This window comes from Luteolibacter yonseiensis (assembly GCF_016595465.1).
GTDB lineage: Bacteria > Verrucomicrobiota > Verrucomicrobiia > Verrucomicrobiales > Akkermansiaceae > Luteolibacter > Luteolibacter yonseiensis.
Genome location: NZ_JAENIK010000011.1, coordinates 250,667 through 267,457, shown reverse-complemented (window position 1 = coordinate 267,457; position 16,791 = coordinate 250,667). Strand labels below are relative to the sequence as shown.

General features: G+C 60.6%; 12 protein-coding genes. 1 reads left to right on the top strand and 11 read right to left on the bottom strand.

Annotation, left to right across the window (positions count from 1 at the left end; genetic code table 11):
• Nucleotides 1–33: 33 nt before the first annotated feature.
• From JIN84_RS10820 to JIN84_RS10785, 8 genes are all read right to left on the bottom strand, one after another.
• Nucleotides 34–1,749: a hypothetical protein gene (locus tag JIN84_RS10820; RefSeq protein WP_200351062.1), complete on the bottom strand. Its 1,716-nt coding sequence runs from the start codon at nucleotides 1,747–1,749 to the stop codon at nucleotides 34–36.
• Entirely contained in the window at nucleotides 1,746–3,308 is a 1,563-nt protein-coding gene (locus tag JIN84_RS10815) for a hypothetical protein (RefSeq protein ID WP_200351061.1), read from the bottom strand. Before JIN84_RS10815 ends, JIN84_RS10820 begins: the two co-directional genes overlap by 4 nt.
• Nucleotides 3,309–3,536: 228 nt before the next feature.
• Nucleotides 3,537–5,288, bottom strand: coding sequence for a hypothetical protein (locus JIN84_RS10810; protein WP_200351060.1), 1,752 nt, complete (start codon nucleotides 5,286–5,288; stop codon nucleotides 3,537–3,539).
• Between the two features lie 3 nt (nucleotides 5,289–5,291).
• Nucleotides 5,292–6,875, bottom strand: coding sequence for a hypothetical protein (locus tag JIN84_RS10805; RefSeq protein WP_200351059.1), 1,584 nt, complete (start codon nucleotides 6,873–6,875; stop codon nucleotides 5,292–5,294).
• Between the two features lie 65 nt (nucleotides 6,876–6,940).
• A complete protein-coding gene (recR, locus tag JIN84_RS10800; protein ID WP_200351058.1) occupies nucleotides 6,941–7,549 on the bottom strand; it encodes a recombination mediator RecR in 609 nt (202 codons plus the stop codon).
• Nucleotides 7,546–7,983: a hypothetical protein gene (locus JIN84_RS10795; protein WP_200351057.1), complete on the bottom strand. Its 438-nt coding sequence runs from the start codon at nucleotides 7,981–7,983 to the stop codon at nucleotides 7,546–7,548. Before JIN84_RS10795 ends, recR begins: the two co-directional genes overlap by 4 nt.
• Complete coding sequence (locus JIN84_RS10790; RefSeq protein WP_200351056.1) at nucleotides 7,980–8,801, bottom strand: TIGR03943 family putative permease subunit; 822 nt, start codon at nucleotides 8,799–8,801, stop codon at nucleotides 7,980–7,982. Before JIN84_RS10790 ends, JIN84_RS10795 begins: the two co-directional genes overlap by 4 nt.
• On the bottom strand, nucleotides 8,798–9,805 hold the full coding sequence (locus JIN84_RS10785; protein WP_200351055.1) for a permease: 1,008 nt from the start codon (nucleotides 9,803–9,805) through the stop codon (nucleotides 8,798–8,800). The genes JIN84_RS10790 and JIN84_RS10785 overlap by 4 nt, the downstream gene beginning before the upstream one ends.
• 268 nt (nucleotides 9,806–10,073) lie before the next feature.
• Between JIN84_RS10785 and JIN84_RS10780 the strand changes: the two genes are divergently transcribed.
• Entirely contained in the window at nucleotides 10,074–12,149 is a 2,076-nt protein-coding gene (locus JIN84_RS10780) for a beta strand repeat-containing protein (RefSeq protein ID WP_200351054.1), read from the top strand.
• Nucleotides 12,150–12,469: 320 nt separating this feature from the next.
• Here JIN84_RS10780 and groL read toward each other — a convergent pair whose 3' ends face one another.
• From groL to dnaK, 3 genes are all read right to left on the bottom strand, one after another.
• Nucleotides 12,470–14,107, bottom strand: a complete 1,638-nt coding sequence (groL, locus tag JIN84_RS10775) for a chaperonin GroEL (RefSeq protein ID WP_200351053.1) — start codon at nucleotides 14,105–14,107, stop codon at nucleotides 12,470–12,472.
• 42 nt (nucleotides 14,108–14,149) lie between these two features.
• A complete protein-coding gene (locus JIN84_RS10770) occupies nucleotides 14,150–14,440 on the bottom strand; it encodes a co-chaperone GroES (RefSeq protein WP_200351052.1) in 291 nt (96 codons plus the stop codon).
• 148 nt (nucleotides 14,441–14,588) lie between these two features.
• Nucleotides 14,589–16,499, bottom strand: coding sequence for a molecular chaperone DnaK (gene dnaK / locus JIN84_RS10765; protein ID WP_200351051.1), 1,911 nt, complete (start codon nucleotides 16,497–16,499; stop codon nucleotides 14,589–14,591).
• Nucleotides 16,500–16,791: the final 292 nt, after the last annotated feature.

The window sequence follows — 16,791 nt, the reverse complement described above, 5'->3', positions numbered from 1 at the left end:
GTTCGCGCCCCCGCCAAGCTCATAAAAAACCACTCAGTGCGGTTTGTTCAATTTTTCCAACGCCTCCAACTCTGCGGCGGGAAGGGATTTCTTCCACTGCTCGGCGGCCTTGGGATCATATTGTTTCCAGTTCGAGTAGAGGTTTTTCTGCATCCATGACTTGTCCTCTCCCGCAGGGATTTTTTTCACCCAGGCGATGGCGGTCTCCGGATCCTGATTGGAAAGGTTCACCACGTAGGTCGCACCGACTGCGGCGACCGAACTGAATGGATCGGCATCCGCTTTCTTCGGCGGGGGATTCTCCAGAAGGTAGCGCAGCGCGTCACCCTTGAGTTCGCCGGTGTCGGAGCTGCTTGCGTTGCCGCCGATGATGGCTTGGGCGATCTGCTGCTTTTTTTCAGCCGGCAGCTCCCTGAAGCGCGTGGAGACTTCGGAAACCTTTTGTGGATCCCAGTTTTGCAGTTCCGCAAAATAAGGGAGAGCGCTGTTTCTGCTGCCATCCAGTTTGCCGAGCTGATCCAGAAAATCCTGAGGGGTTTCGGGCATTCCCTGCGGGGACGCGGAGAGGGTTTCCAGTTTTTTCTCCAGCACCTCGCGGTCCTCCCCGTTCGTCATCAAAGGAATGAGTTTGCGTACTTTCTCAGGGTCACGGAGGCGGGCGACGGCCTGGTCTTGAAGCCTTTTCCGCTCCCTGGGATCCATCTCAATCTCCGCCATGCGGGCGAGGGCGGCTTCAGGATTTTGATAAGCCATGGATGACACCGCGCGCTGCCGGATACTCCTGGCGGCATCCGGAGAGAATCCGGCACCTTCCAGATCCGCGTTGTACCATTTCTCCGTATTGCCTCCGATCATCACATTCCACGCGTTCGTGGCGAGGGCGCCTCGCCATTCAGGCGGAAGATTCGCCAGTTCACCCAACAGTTTTTCCGAGGTCTTTTCATCAATGCCGGATCTGGAAAAAACCTCCCATCCGTCGGGACGCTCCCAAAGGTTGCGGATTTCTTCTGAAAACGAGGCGTCCAGCCGCTTCCTGCTCATCATGCCTTCGACGGCGAGCTTCATCTCCGGCGGGAGTGTCACCAGCACATCGAGCAACGTGGCGGGGGATTTTTCCAGAATCGCGGACAGGACGCCGTCCGCAGCTCCCGAATAGCGTCCGGAGAGACCGGCGGCGAGCATTTCCTGGAATCGGGCGAGGGCGATCTGCGGAGAGCTTTTCGCGATCTTCGAGAGGGCGGACATTTCCCGTCCCTGATCGGGGTGGCTTTTGTAAAATTCGAGAAGCCGTTGGGGGTCGTTGGCGGCCCAATCAGCCACGATGCCATCCGCCGCACCGTTGTTGTTTTTCGCGGACCAGACGAGCAGTCCCTCGGGGTCCTCGTTTCTCCAACGCTCCATGAGAATCCTGTCGAACACCAGATGCTCGGGACCTCCGCGCAGCGTGAACCACTTGCCATCCATCCAGGCGGCGAAGTCGTCCGGGGAAAGGGAATTCGCCAGGGCGACAGTGGCGAGGAAACGGGCTTCGGGATCGGCGATGGCCCTCAGCGAGCTGATCCGTGTCCGCGCGGCATCCGCCACTCCGGCGCGGTCCGTACGCCGGGCGTGTTTCGGACTTTTCGTTTCCTCCTCCTTACGGGAGATTCGCACAGCAGGGGAAGAGGCCAGGTTCCAGCCGATGGCGGCGGTGGCGAGGAAAACGAGGAGGCCGACGGGTTTGAGATGAACGGTTTGTCGGGTTTTCATCGCGGGAAGTTTTTGAGGAACGAACGATAATCGTTCTTTTGTTTGTCAGTGAGACTTGAGCCGTCCAACCACGCGGCCGCCGCCGCGGAATCCGTTTTGCTCCATTGGTAGAGAATGTTGGTATAGGCCTGCTCAGGGGGCAATGTGCCGGTGGCCGCCCACTCGATGGCTTCCTCATAGCTTCCCTGTCCGGCGAGTTTGTTCCCGATCTGCTGGGCGGCGATTCCCCGGAGCCTGCCCGTTTGCTGGTTCGTCCATTCCGTGAATCCGGCAAGATCGCTCTCCGCCCACTTGCCGGAATATTCGTAGAGGACCTCGGGCCGTTTTTGATCACCGCAGCTCTCATCCATTAGCTTCAGAACCTTTTCGCGATCCTTGCTGAAGAGCACATTCAGCAGTTCCGTGGCGGCTCCCGCCTCGACCGACCAGCTTGAGCCGTTGGCGGTTTCGATTCTCCGCTGGATGTCGAGCTGGACCGGATTCGCCTTCAGGATTTCTCCCGCGATCTGGAATGCTTTTTCCGGATTCGTGGCGGCGACGCCGAGCGCGACCTTGGCCATCCGTTGGGCGGCGATGAGCGGGGCCTCGGTTTCCCTCGCCTGGTCGAGGGCGGCGGCGGGGTCAGTTTCCAGCAAGCGGTCGAACAACGCCTGCTCCATCTTCCGCTTCGCCTCACCGGGCGGGGTTTGCACGGCAAGACGCTCGAGATCTTCCGGCCGCTCCTGACTGAGGATGGACACAAGGGCGGTCATGGCTTCATTGTCCGACGAATACATCTGCCGGCCTGCCGCCGGGTTCTCCTTGAGATAGTCCAGAGCGGTCCAAGGGTCCTTGCGGACGAGACTCTTGAAGGTTTCATGGTCGAAGCCCATGCCGTTTTCCTTCATGAATTTCAGGCTCTCCAGAGGATTCTGGCCGTCCGGCCAATTCCTCATGCGATTGAACGCATCGTCGCGGAATTCTTCCGGAATCTGGCCGAGATGGGTCCGCAGCCAATCGGGATTGAAATCTCCGATGCCACAGGCGACCTGCTCCTGCTGGCCTTTCCCGGCGGAGAGTGAAGCGGTGAGCGCCGCCTGAGGGTCATTCGCCGCCCAGGACCACCAGGCGTAACGGTCATCCCCAGTGCCCGCGACGGCGGCGACGGCGGCCTGGGGATTCCTCCGCGTCCAATTGAGGAAAATGAGATCCGTGACATCCACGCTGCGTTTCCCTCCCTTGTAGCCTGCCCAGTATTCGGCGAGATCCCCTTCGCTGGCGCTTCCCGTCCAAAGGGCGATGCGGGCGTAGTTCTTCGCCGGATCCAATGCGAGAATGGATGCGACCGTGTCGGTGGAACGGGTGACGGAGATCTCGGGAAGTGTCGGTTTCCCGGCAGAGATGGTTTTCTCCGGACGACCGGGGACATCCGCAGTGGAGGCATTGACGGGCGCGGCTTCAGCGGACAACGAAGTTTGGCGACCGGTGGCCGGGGAATTTTCTGAAGCCAGCCGCCGCACGCCGTAGCCGCTGAGCAAACCCACGGCGGAGAGGCTGGCGAGGATGATGGGTGTTTTCACGGATAGGTCTTTGTGTGGGTGCCGGATGGGTGATGGGTCAGGTTGAATATTACCGCGAGCCTCCAGGCCGGCGTGACCTCGTTGGGAAATCCGCAGTCCGCCGGAGCGCCTCCTGCGTTTCCAAACGTGCCTGGACAATCAATGGACAAAGCCGGTTGAGCTTCGTCACGTTGCCCGGCTTTCTTTTCGCAGCGGCCTGGGAAACCAGCGGTCCGATGGAGCATCTCATCAGTTCTTGTTCATGTGTTTCCTCACTTCCTCTCGGCTTGCGGCGGGGAGGGTTTTGAGCCACTGCTCGACGGCTTTCGGGTCATACTGCGCCCAACTGGTGGCGAGGTTTTTCTCAGCCCAGGATTTCGCATCGCCCGCGGGCAGGCTGCGGACCCATTCGGCCGCTTCGTCCGGGGAACGGGTGGCGAGGCGCACGGCATAACCGGAGGTCATGGCGGAAGGGCTTTTACCCACATCTACAGTGTTCGGGCTTTCTTCCGAAACCTCAACCGGGTGGGAAACGAGATAACGGATGGCATCTCCAGTGAGGCCGGAATCGGTCAATCCATAGGACATCTGCTTGGCGACGATTTGAGCGACGACCTGCTTTTTTTCGTCAGGCATTTTCGAGAACTGGGATTTGAGTTCCGCCATTTTCCCGGAATCCCAATTTTGCATCTGCTCGATGAGTGAATGGCCGCTGTTGTTTTTCACATCCAGATCGCCGACCTTTGCCAGCCATTCGTCAGGGGTTTTCGGAGTATTGCCATTCTCCTGATCGCTGCGGGATTGCAGGAGGGAACGGGCGTATTTCTGATCTTCTTCCGTGCCGAGCAGGCCGATGATCGTTTCGACTTTTTCCGGGTCGTGATTTGAGGAATAAATGATGTTCGAGATAACGTTTTTCCGTTCATCCTCGTTCAAACCCATCGCGGTCATGCGCTTGAGGGCTTCTTCCGGCTTGTTGCGATCCATCCGGCCGAGCGCGCTTTTTTTGAGTGATTTCTCCTGTTCCGGAGTGAATCCGAGGCCCGTCAAATCCGCATCCAGCCACTTGCCGGCGGTGGATTCGTCCATGAAATTCCAGGAATCGGAGGCGAGAGCGCTGCGCCATGCCGGGGGAATATTCGCCAGTTCATCGAAAATCGCGGCGGCCGATTTCCGGTCATACCGGGTGTTTTGGGCGAAAATTTTCCAGCCGTCCGGCTCTTCCCATAGGGCACGGATTTCCGTCGCGAACGACGCTTTCAGTCTCTGCCCGCTCAATGCGCACGAGGCTTCGAAGTATAAGGCCGACGGCAGCGAGGCGAGGGTGGCTTCCAGCGCGGCGGGGGATTTTTCGGCGAGGACCAGCATGAGCGAAAAAATCTCGCTCGTGCGGTTGCTGGAAATTCCCGCGGCGGCGAGTTCCTGGAACCGGCGGAGTGCGAGGTCCGGATGGTCCTTCGCGATCGCGTGGAGCGCGCCGATCTCTTGTGCGTTATCCGGGTGCGTCTTGAAGAAATCGATGACCCGCTGGGGCTCCTTGTCCGCCCATTTCGCGAGGATTTCCCGGCTTTGGTAGGAATTGTTTTTCATCGACCACCCGACGAGCCCCTCGGGATCCTCCTTCATCCAGCGCTCCATCTGGATCTTGCTGAAAAGCGTGAGTTCCGCGCCACCACGGAGATTGAAAAAACCACCGTCGATCCATGCGGCGAAGTCGGAGACGGGCAGCGAGTTCGCGAGATCGATGGTGGCCCGCATGCGGGCTTCCGGATTCCCGGCGGCCCGCACCGGGGCGAGCCGTTTTTCGGCGAGCGCCGCACCTGCGGACTGGCGGGACGGACGCGAAACACGTTCGTTTTTCCCCGACGTGACGGGCACCTCGTTGCCGGGAACCGCAGGCGCGGACGAATCGCCAGCCATGCTCCAACCGATGGCTGCGGCAGCGATGAATCCGCAGAAACCGCCCACGAGTGAGGGAAGTGAAATGGATGAAGTCCTCATGGTTCAATGGGAACTGGCGTTTTCGATCACCGCCCGCATACGGGATTTTTTTTCCTGATCAGGTATATCCGCCGCCTCAAGCCACTCGGCAGCGGCAACGGCGTTTGATTCCCTCCAATGCGTTAAAACCAGGTTGAGACTTCCTTCCGAGATCCTTCCCCATTCCGCGGCATCGGAGTATTGCTTGTCGTTGAGCAGTTTGTTAATCACGATGCTGGTGGCGGAAGCGCGGATTTTCGAATCCGTCTGGGCGTTCACCCAGTTCGTGTAGCCGACGAGGTCCTGATTGACCCACTTTTGGGAGAGGTCGCTGAATGTCTCCGAGTAGCCGTTGCTGGACGCCGTGAGCAGATCCAGCACTTTGGCGGGTTCTTTGGCGAGAAGCGAGGTTAAGAACTCGGTTGCGGGACCATTCGAACCGCCCCACCAGGTCATGCCGTTCGGGTATTCAATCCGGGTTTCCGCATCGATCTTCTTCGGGCTCGCCGTAAAAATCGCTTGAGCCATTTCGAGAGCCCGGTCCGGATCGCTGTTCACCAGCGACATCCCGATTCTGGCGTAACGCTCCGCCGCCATGAGCGGCACGTCCTCGGTCTTGGCCTGTTCAAGGGCTGCGGCGGGATCAGTGACGACGAGATTGTCGAAAAGAGTGGCGTCCATTTTCCGCTTGAGCGCACCGGACGGGGTTTGTGCCGCGAGACGGGCGAGGTCGTCCGGGTATTCGCGCCCCATTGTCGAAAGCAGGATAGCCATCGGCCCATCAACATAGCCGCTGGAGAAGGGATCGGTCGACGGCGACGGATTTTCCTTCATCCAGTCCCAGGCCGCCCACGGGTCCTGATTCACCAGCGCCTTGAAGGTGCCTTGGTCGAAGCCCATGTCATGCTCCTTCATGAACTTGAGCGACTCCAGAGGGTTCGCCCCGTCATCCCATTTGGCGAATCCCTGCATCGCGTTTCCACGGGCGGATTCCGGGATCCGGTCGAAATGGTCGCGCATCCACTGCGGATCGAACTCGCCGATGCCCCATGCCACGTTGTTCACGCGGTCCGGACTCGTCGCGATGGCGGCGGCCAGCGCTCCCTTGGGATCGTGCGCCGCCCAAGCCCACCACGCGTAGTGCTCGTCCTTCCCACCCGCCACGGCGGCGATGGCTCCCCGTGGATTCAGGCGTGTCCAGTTGATGAAAACGAGATCGGTGATGTCATTGCTGCGCTCTCCCTTTTGATAGATGCCCCAATAGGCGGCGATGTCCTGCTCGTCGGCATCGATCATCCAAGCGGCGAGCCGCGAATAGAGCGTGCCGTCCTTGATGGTGGAGAGCGTTTCAAGGGTATCCGCAGAGCGGACGTGGGGGATTGCGGCGGTTTGGAGAGTCTTCGCATCCGGAGCGTCGGCCGCCTTTCCGGAAATCCCGCCGCTGCCGCGTTCCGCAACCACCGGGACAGCCGGCGCGGAGGAAACCCGCGGTCCCGGAGTGGCCAGCCGACGGGCGGCATAGCCTGAAAGCATGCCGATGACACACAGGCCGGAGATGAGATAATAGGCGGATTTTTTCACGACAGTCGGCGGGCTTGGATCACTCAACTATCTGAATATCTGCCGCAGCGCAATGGATTCCTAACAACCCGTCACACTTCGGTGATTGTTCCTCACACGCTCCGCCTGCCCTGCATGGCCCGCATCAGCGTGAGCTCGTCCGCATGCTCCAGCCCCCCGCCTGCGGGCAGGCCCTGTGCGATGCGGGTGAGGCGGCAGTTCCTGCCACGCAGCAGTTCCGCGAGGTAGTTCGCCGTCGCCTCCCCTTCCACGTCCGCCCCGAGCGCGAGGATGACTTCGATTTCCTCGGTCGCGGCCTCGATGCGCCGGACAAGCTGAGGGATCCGCAGGTCTTCCGGGGAAACCCTGTCCAACGGGGAAAGCTTCCCTCCGAGGCAGTGGTAGCGGCCCCGGAAGGCCCCGGAGCGTTCGAGCGGAAGCACGTCGGTCGCCTGCTCGACGACGCAGAGGATGAGGTCGTCACGCGCCGGATCATCACAGACATCGCAACCCGCTTCGGTTGCGAAGAATCCACATGAGGGGCAAGGGAGGACGCTTTCCTTCGCGACGGTGAGGGCCTCGGCGAGGGCCGCGCTGTTGGACTTCGGACTTTGCAGAAGCCATACCGCGATGCGTTCGGCACTGCGCGGGCCGATGCCCGGCAACCGCTTGAGTTCGCCGACGAGCGCCTTGACCGGCTCTGGAAAATCCGCGCGTTTCATGGCAAAATCCCGTCCACCGGCATGCGGTGCCTGCCCGCGTAAACGACCGCGCACACGCCCGACCAAATCACCGCGATGAATGGCGCGGCGACGGCGGGGGCATGCGCCGCGAGAACCAGCGCCGGAGCCCATCCCGCGATGAGGACCAGCGCCGTGATCCATATCACCAGGCGCCGCCAGGTGGCGGGCACGCTCAGGATGGAAAAGGAAATCGCAAAGGCCAGCAGCACCGTCACCAACCAGACCCACCACTCGGGCAGGGACTTGGGAAATGAAGGAAACCTGTCCTGCACGACGATACGGCTGATGATGGAATCCAGTCTGCCGAGGATTCCCAGCAGGCCCAATCCCACGACCAGCAGGATCGAAAGCGAACCGATGGCGCACGCGGGGACGAGCACATGTCCGACGGGTGGTGATTGGGGGTTTTTCATTTGTTTCTCATGAAGCTCTCTTCGTAAGGGGGCTCGGCAGCGATGACGTTCTCCACATGTAACACCGGCTGGATGACACCGTCCTCCATCGGGAAACGCATGGTTCCGGCGACCTTCACCCAGTCGTTTTCCCCGAACTGCGGCGGGGCTTTTCCAAATTCCAGGACGATGGGGATCGCACGGCTGTCCGCGGCGCAGCACGTGATGAAGAGCCGGTAGAGCCGCTTGCGGGTACCGTCCGGGTTGTTGTTCTTTTCCTCGATCCAGCGGCCTTCGGTTTCCACCTTGAGCCCGTCGATGAGGGTTTGCAGCTCGCGGTCGCCGCTGGAGAAGAAAAGCTCCATCAGGGAGAATTGGAGGAATCCCTCGGCGGTCTTGCGATGGCTCTTTTCCAAGTCCTCCCGGGTGAGGGCGGGCATGGATGAGGAGAGGAATGGCGATGTCACGGCGGACGGCGCGTCATAGAGCCCCTTCCGGGCGAGTGCGGCGGCGGAGTATTCGTCCTTGGTCCAGGCAACGGAGAGCCCCAGCGGGATGAGCATGAGCGCGACGGCGGTCAGCGGATGCATGTCGCCGCCTTCGTGATCATGCGGATCCTCCTCGTCCCCGTGGTCGTGGCCGCAGTCCGCCGTTTGCCCGGCGGTGAGAAGATTGAAAAGCCCCAGCACCGCGAGGCCGAGCCCGCCGCCGAAACAGATGAGCCGGAAGTCCGGTGCGAGGTACTTGTTGATCCGCCCGCTGCTGTAGAAATAGAGCAGCGTCGCGCTCCAGGCGAGCACGGCGAGCGAGAAGAGGATGCGCCGCGTGCGGGGTTTCATTTGGCTGCGAAGATGAGGGTTTGCCAGAAGATGGAGATGCCGCCGATGGCGAGGAAGAGACCGAGCGCCAGAAGGACGATGAAGCGCTTTTTCAACACCGTCTGATAAAGGAACAGCAGTTTCACATCCATCATCGGACCGAAGGTGAGGAACGCGAGCTTCGCCCCCCATGAGAATTTATCCAGTGTCGCGGCGATGAAGGCGTCCGACGTGCTGCACAAGCTGAGGATGAAGGCCAGCGCCATCAGCGCGGCAGGCGCTCCGACAGGATTTTTCGCCAGTCCGTCCAGCCACTGCGCGCCGGGTGCGATGCCGGTGTTGAACAACGCGGTGATGGCGACGCCGATGGAGAAATAAACCGCGACATCCACGAAGTCCTTCAACGAGGAACGGAACGCGGAAACAAGGCGGGTGTCCCCGCCGGGTTCATGGTGATGATGGTGGGAGTCTCCGCTGTGGTCATGGCCGCAGCAGGAATGGTCGTGCCCGTGATCATGATGATCATGTCCGTGATGCCCCTGTCCGGATTCGTCCTTTTTCAGGCTGTCCACCAGCTTCGCCTTGAGCACCGATGCCAGTGGCATTTTGGAGACGATGAGTCCGACTCCGACGGCGATGAGAAACCCGAGCAGAAGCCGTGAGCTCACCATCATCGCCGCTCCCTGGCCCTGGAACGCCTTCCAGGTGCTCAGCGCGGTGATGGGATTCACGATGGGCGCGGCGAGCATGTAGGTCAGCGCGCAGGAAACCGGCAGGCCTTTTTTCACGAGACGCCGGATGACCGGCACCACCGCGCATTCACACACCGGGAAAACCGCCCCCAGAAGCCCGGCGGTTAGAACGGCCAGGAATTTGTTTCTCGGCAGGAACCGGTCCATCGCACCGGCGGGCAGGTAGATGTCGATGAATCCGCTGATGAGCGTGCCGAGCAGAATGAATGGCGCCCCTTCGAAAAGGATGCTCAGGAAAGCGAGGGCGAAGTCCTGCTGGGAATCGGGCGACATCGCGCACAGCAAACGCTGCCTGGCCGGTTGTGTCAACCGGGAGGGGAAAAAGTGAGACGATGCGTGTGATCCCGGTCAGCCGTATCACATTCCCATCTCCATGCGGCCATCGGCATCGGTCGGAGGATGAGTCCCTGGCCAGGGAGCTTCTCACTTTGGCAGGATTCGAGAATGGAATCTCTTTGCCCCGGTCCGCCGGGTGCTTCCAAGGTCGATCATGGCACGCAGGATTCATTGCAATGCCGCATCCCCTCTCCCAAACCTCGTCATGAAACCCAAATCCAGCTGGATCGTATCCGCACCGCTCTCGCTCTTCCTCATCGCCAGCGCGCACGCCGCGGACAACACGTGGAACAATGCCGTGGCGAACCTGGCATGGGACAACGCGAACGCCAACTGGGCGGGCCCGGCCACATGGACGAACGGCGACTCCGCCATTTTCGGAGCCACGGGCATCGGCGCGATCTCCGTCGCCAGTGGCGTCACGGCGGAAAAAATCACTTTCAACAACACCGGCTACAGTCTGACGGGCGGGCCGCTGACCCTCACCGGACCGGAAATTTCCACCGCAGCCTCCACAGACACCACCATCTCCTCCGTGATCCAGGGAGCCGCCGGCCTCACCAAGAAGGGAGCCGGCATCCTGCGTCTCGCGGGAACCAACACCTACACCGGTACGACACTGCTGTCCGAAGGATCGCTGTTGGCGTCCAACGCTTCCGGAAACTCGCTGTCCGGGAACATCACCCTTGGAAACAACACCGCCGCCGTTGTCCTTACCACCACGGCGTCGAACCAATTCGCCAGCGGGACCAACCTCACATTCTCCAATGCCGCACGCGACGCGAAACTCCAACTGCGTGGCACGACACAGACCGTGTCCTCCATCAACAGCACCGCATCCAACACGCTTTCCATCATTCAAAATGATGAATCCGGCACCGCCGGCTACGGTGCGGGCGGCGGCACGGGAACCCTGATCGTCAACAACAACGCGGCCTCGACCTTCGATGGCATTATCCGCAACGGGGGCGGTGCCGCGCCCGGGGTGCTGAATCTCACCAAGACAGGCACCGGCACGCTGACGATTCTGAACACAACGACGATTGCCGCGAATGGTTATACCGGCACCACCACCGTCAGCGATGGTTTGCTTCAATTCGGAAACAGCACCGCAAGCCGCAAGGCCATCGGATCCGGTCCGTTGCAGATCAACACCACTGGTTCCGTCCTGATTTGGAACAGCATCGCCCAAACCCACACCAACACCATCTCAGGCAGCGGCGCCCTCGCATTCCGTTCGAACAATTCGGATGCGTCCAGAGGAGGAAACGAACACATCATCACCGGCACGTCGAACAGTGGTTACTCGGGAGCCATCACCGTGACCGACAGCCGCCTGCGTTTACAGAACGCCTCCTCCCCCTTGGGAAACGCCAGCGCCACGAACACCGTGACGATGGCAGGCAACGGTCAGCTCATGTATAACGCGGCCGGCACCTATAACTACAACGTCAGCATCGGCGGCTTGGGTTATTACGAAACCGCCGGACAACAGCTCGGAGCCCTGAGGCTCGAACTCGGAGCTGTTCAGGCGGGCACGGTCACTCTCACTGGAAATGCCGGGATCGGCACTCAGGACGCCGGAGCCGGAGGTGCCATTTCCGGCGTGATCGGCCAGAGCGGCGGCTCCTATGGATTCACCAAACTGGGTACCAACACCCTCACCCTCACCGCCGCCAATACCTACACCGGTGCCACCGTCGTCAGAACCGGCACACTCGCCCTTTCCGGCTCGGGAGGCATCGCCGCGAGCACCACCATCGAGGTGGCCTCCGGTGCCTTCCTGAATGTTTCCGCCGCTTCCGGAGGTTGGACCCTCGGCTCCTCCCAGACACTCAAGGGAACCGGCACCGTGACCGGAGATTTCACGGTGGCCGGCTCCATTGCCCCTGGCACCACCGATGCCGGAACCCTCACCGCCGCAGGAACCATCACGCTCGGTGGCACATCGAGCTGGCAGGTCCAGCTCGGCGGGACCACCGCCGGACAATTCGACAAACTCATCGCATCAGGAAACATCAACGCCGCCGGTGCCATCGCCTTGTCCTACTTCGGGGGATACACGCCCGGCTTGAACGACCAGTTCGACATCGCCGACTTCGCCGGCTTCACCGACAGCGGCTACACGTTCGACACCTCCGCCGCGCCGCTGGCTGGTGGCTACAGCTGGGATTTCTCCAACTTCGAAACCACCGGCGTCATCACGGTGGTGCCTGAGGTTTCAACGTCATTGCTGGCAGGTCTGGGTGTCATCGGTCTGCTGCGTCGGAGGAGGATGTGATCGGAGGCGAAATTTCATCTGGATAGCGATGCGCCACCAAAAGCGGTTGCCGTCATGGCGGCACTGCTTCCGCGCCAACTTCGGTTGCAGATTCACATCTCTTCCTTTCGTTCCGCCGGATGATCTGTTGAATGTGCCGGTTCAAGACCCAGAGTTGGACAGAATTCAGATGCCTGACTGGCAGATCGGCTTCACCTCGGACCAGCAGATCCGAAACTCCAGTCTCCTGCCCGCATATCTTGAAGCAAGAAAGCCAGCCAGGTTTCCCTGGCTGGCTCTTTTGATTGATAGGCACGGCGGTTGGAAACCGCCGCCACGATTTACATCATGCCGCCCATTCCGCCCATGCCGTGGTCGTGACCACCGCCGCCGCCTGGCGCTTCCTTCGCAGGAAGGTCGGTGATGAGGGCCTCGGTGGTGAGGAGGAGTCCGGAGATGGACGCCGCGTTCTGGAGCGCGGTGCGGGTGACCTTGGTAGGATCGACAACACCGGAAGCGATGAGGTCTTCGAACTTGTCGGTGGCGACATTGTAGCCTTCGCCGCCTTTGCCCTTCTTGACCTGGTCGACGATCATCGCGGCCTCGCGGCCCGCGTTGGCGACGAGCTGGCGGAGAGGAGCTTCCACGGCGCGGGCGATGATGCCGGCACCGGTCTTCTCGTCACCTTCCAGGCCCAGGTCGCCGACAGCGGCGTGGGCGCGGATGAGGGCGGTACCGCCTCCGGCGACGATGCCTTCTTCGACGGCCGCACGGGTCGCGTGGAGGGCGTCCTCGACGCGGGCCTTCTTCTCCTTCATCTCGGTTTCGGTTGCAGCACCGACGTTGATGACGGCGACGCCGCCTGCGAGCTTGGCAAGGCGCTCCTGGAGCTTCTCACGGTCGTAGTCGCTGGTGGTGTCCTCGATCTGGCGGCGGATCTGGTTCACGCGGCCGGTGATGCCTTCGGAAGTGCCGCCGCCTTCAACGATGACGGTGTTTTCCTTGCTGATGGTGATGCGCTTGGCTTCGCCGAGGTCGCTGAGCTCGACGGACTCCAGCTTGATGCCGAGGTCTTCCGTGATCACGCGGCCACCGGTGAGGATGGCGAGGTCTTCGAGCATGGCCTTGCGGCGGTCGCCGAAGCCGGGAGCCTTGACGGCGGCGATGTTGAGGATGCCGCGGAGCTTGTTCACCACGAGGGTCGCAAGAGCTTCGCCTTCGACATCTTCAGCGATGATGAGGAGAGGACGGCCGGTCTTGGCAACCTTCTCAAGGAGGGGAAGCATGTCCTTGAGGGAGGAGATCTTCTTCTCGTTGATGAGGATGTAGGCGCTCTCGAGGTGCGCTTCCATGGACTCGGGGTTGGTGACGAAGTATGGGCTGAGATAGCCCTTGTCGAACTGCATGCCTTCGACGACGTCGAGGGTGGTTTCGATGCCCTTGGCTTCTTCAACGGTGATGGTTCCGTCCTTGCCGACCTTGTCCATGGCTTCGGCGATGATGTTGCCGATTTCCTTGTCCGAGTTGGCGGAGATGGAGGCGACCTGGGCGATTTCCTTCGCGTCGGAGACGGTCTTGGAAAGTTCCTTGAGCTGGGCGACGATCGCCTCGGTGGCCTTCATGATGCCGCGTTGCAGCGAGATCGGGTTGGCACCGGCGGTGACGTTGCGGAGGCCTTCCTTGTAGATGGCTTCGGCAAGCACGGTCGCGGTGGTGGTGCCGTCACCGGCGATGTCGGAGGTCTTGGAGGAAACCTCGCGGATCAGCTGGGCGCCCATGTTTTCATATGGACACTCGAGCTCGATTTCCTTGGCAACCGAGACACCGTCCTTGGTGATGGTTGGGGAACCGAATTTCTTGTCGAGGATGACATTGCGTCCGGCAGGTCCGAGGGTCGCCTTGACGGCGCGGGCGAGTTTTTCAACACCGCGCAGGAGGGACTGGCGTGCTGCTTCGTCGAATTGGAGTTGTTTGGCCATTGTAGAGTGATGGTTTAAAGTTGGGAGTTATATGAAAAAAGATCAGCCGACGATTCCGAGGATATCCGCTTCGTTGAGGATGAGGACTTCTTGTCCGTCCACCTTCACTTCGGTGCCGCCGTATTTGGAGATGAGAACCTTGTCGCCGACTTTCACGGTGAACTCGATGGCGTTGCCCTTGTCGTCCTTGCCGCCGGTACCGAGGCTGAGAACCTCAGCTTCCTGCGGCTTTTCCTTGGCGGAGTCCGGGAGCACGATGCCGCCCGCGCTGATGGCGTCTGCTTCGATGCGCTTTACGAGGACACGTTGTCCGAGTGGTTTGATGTTGGCCATAATAGTTGTTATGTGTTTGGTTTTAGTTTCTGTGAGAAAGCCATACCGCCTAAGCGGATATGGAAAGGGGTGATAATGATCCGGATAGGAATGCCGATGGGTGGACGCGAATGTGGCGGCGGTTATCCGGCCGCCGCCACTTTTCAAATCAGTCTACGACTTCCGCGTCGACAACCTTACCCTTCGCTTGCTTCGGCTCGCCCGAGCCGGATTCGGCGGCGGGTTCCACGTCGGGTTGCTGTGCTCCGGCACCGGCTTGTTGGGCGGCTTCGGAAAGCGCCTGGAGGGAACCTTCCAGATCGCTGACGGCGCTGTTGATCTTTTCAAGATCGTCGCTGGAGATCGCGTCCTTCACTGCCTGGACCTTGCCTTCGAGAAGGGACTTGAGTTCGGCGGGCGCGTTGTCACCGAGTTCGCCGAGCTGCTTCTCGACCTGGAAGACGAGGTTGTCCGCCTTGTTCTTGGCATCGACCTTCTCAACGCGCTTCTTGTCCTCTTCGGCGTGGGCTTCGGCCTCCTGCTTGGCTTTTTCGATCTCGTCCTTGGAGAGGCCGGAGCTGCCTTGGATGGAGATCTTCTGTTCCTTGCCGGACTGCTTGTCCTTGGCGGAGACGTGGAGGATGCCGTTCGCGTCGATGTCGAAGGTGACCTCGATCTGAGGCTCACCACGGCGGGCCGGGGCGATGCCGTCGAGCTTGAAGTTTCCAAGGCGCTTGTTGTCGGCGAACATCTTGCGCTCGCCTTGGCAGATCTGGATGTCCACGGCCGGCTGGTTGTCGGCGGCGGTCGAGAAGATCTGGGACTTCTTGGCGGGGATCGTGGTGTTCCGCTCGATCATGGCGGTGGCGATGCCACCCATGGTCTCGATGGAGAGGGTGAGCGGGCTGACGTCGAGAAGGAGCACGTCCTTCACATCGCCACGGAGCACGCCGCCCTGGATGGCCGCGCCGATGGCGACGACCTCATCCGGGTTCACGCCTTGGTGCGGGGTCTGGCCTGCGAGCTCGCGGGCGATTTCCACGACCTTCGGCATACGGGTCATACCTCCGACGAGGACGAGTTCGTTGATCTGCGAGGCGGAGAGACCGGCTTCCTTGAGGCAGTCACGGACAGGCTTCTTGGTGCGCTCGAAAAGGGAATCCGTGAGCTGCTCCAGCTTGGAACGGGTGAGCGTGAGCTGGATGTGCTTCGGTCCGGTGGCGTCGGCGGTGATGAACGGCAGGCTGATGTCGTAGGACTGGGTGGAGGAAAGGGCGATCTTCGCCTTCTCCGCCTCTTCCTTGATCCGCTGGAGCGCGTCAGGCTGGCCGGACAGGTCGATGCCCTGGTCCTTCTTGAACTCGGTGACGATCCACTGGATCAGCGTGTTGTCCCAGTCGTCACCGCCGAGGGTGGTGTCGCCATCGGTGGAAAGCACTTCGAAAACACCGTCGCCGATTTCCAGCACGGAAATGTCGAACGTACCACCGCCAAGGTCATAGACGGCGATCTTCTCGTCCGACTTCTTGTCGAGACCGTAGGCGAGCGCCGCGGCGGTCGGCTCATTGATGATCCGGAGCACTTCAAGACCGGCGATTTCGCCCGCGGCTTTCGTTGCATTCCGTTGGGAGTCATTGAAATAGGCAGGAACCGTGATGACGGCTTGGGTGATTTTTTCCCCAAGCTTGGCTTCCGCATCGGCCTTCAGCTTGCCAAGCACCATTGCGGCGATTTCCTGCGGGGAGTAGGTCTTCTTCTCACCGGCCACTTCCACCTGGATGTGGGCGTCGCCATTCGCTGCGGCGACGATGGTGTAAGGGACGCGCTTGTCCGCGTCCTTCAGCTCCGAATACTTGCGCCCGATGAAGCGCTTGGCGGAGAAAATCGTGTTTTGCGGATTGGTAACCGCCTGACGCTTCGCGGCCTGGCCGACGAGGCGTTCGCCATTTTTCGCGAAAGCCACCACCGACGGGGTGGTACGCGCGCCCTCGGAGTTTTCGAGGACGGTGGATTCGCCGCCTTCCATGACGGCCATACATGAGTTCGTGGTTCCGAGGTCGATTCCGAGGATTTTGGACATAATGATGGTTTCTTTTAAGTTAAGCCCGGACGGGCAGCTATGATGCCCACGCTTTCGCAAGGAATGTGCCGCCACGTCGCACAAAACATTTACTACCTGAAAGCAAAAGAGTTGGGTAAAATAGCATTATGCCAGAAAGCTGAATTTGGATGCAAATTCGCGCCATTTTGTCACAGTGACGCAGCGTCAGATTGGCGCGGTGCGCGAATTGTCGCACTGTGGAATAATTATACCTGATCCACGGATCGAGGAATCGCGGATTGATGGAATCCAGTCATATTCGATATTTACC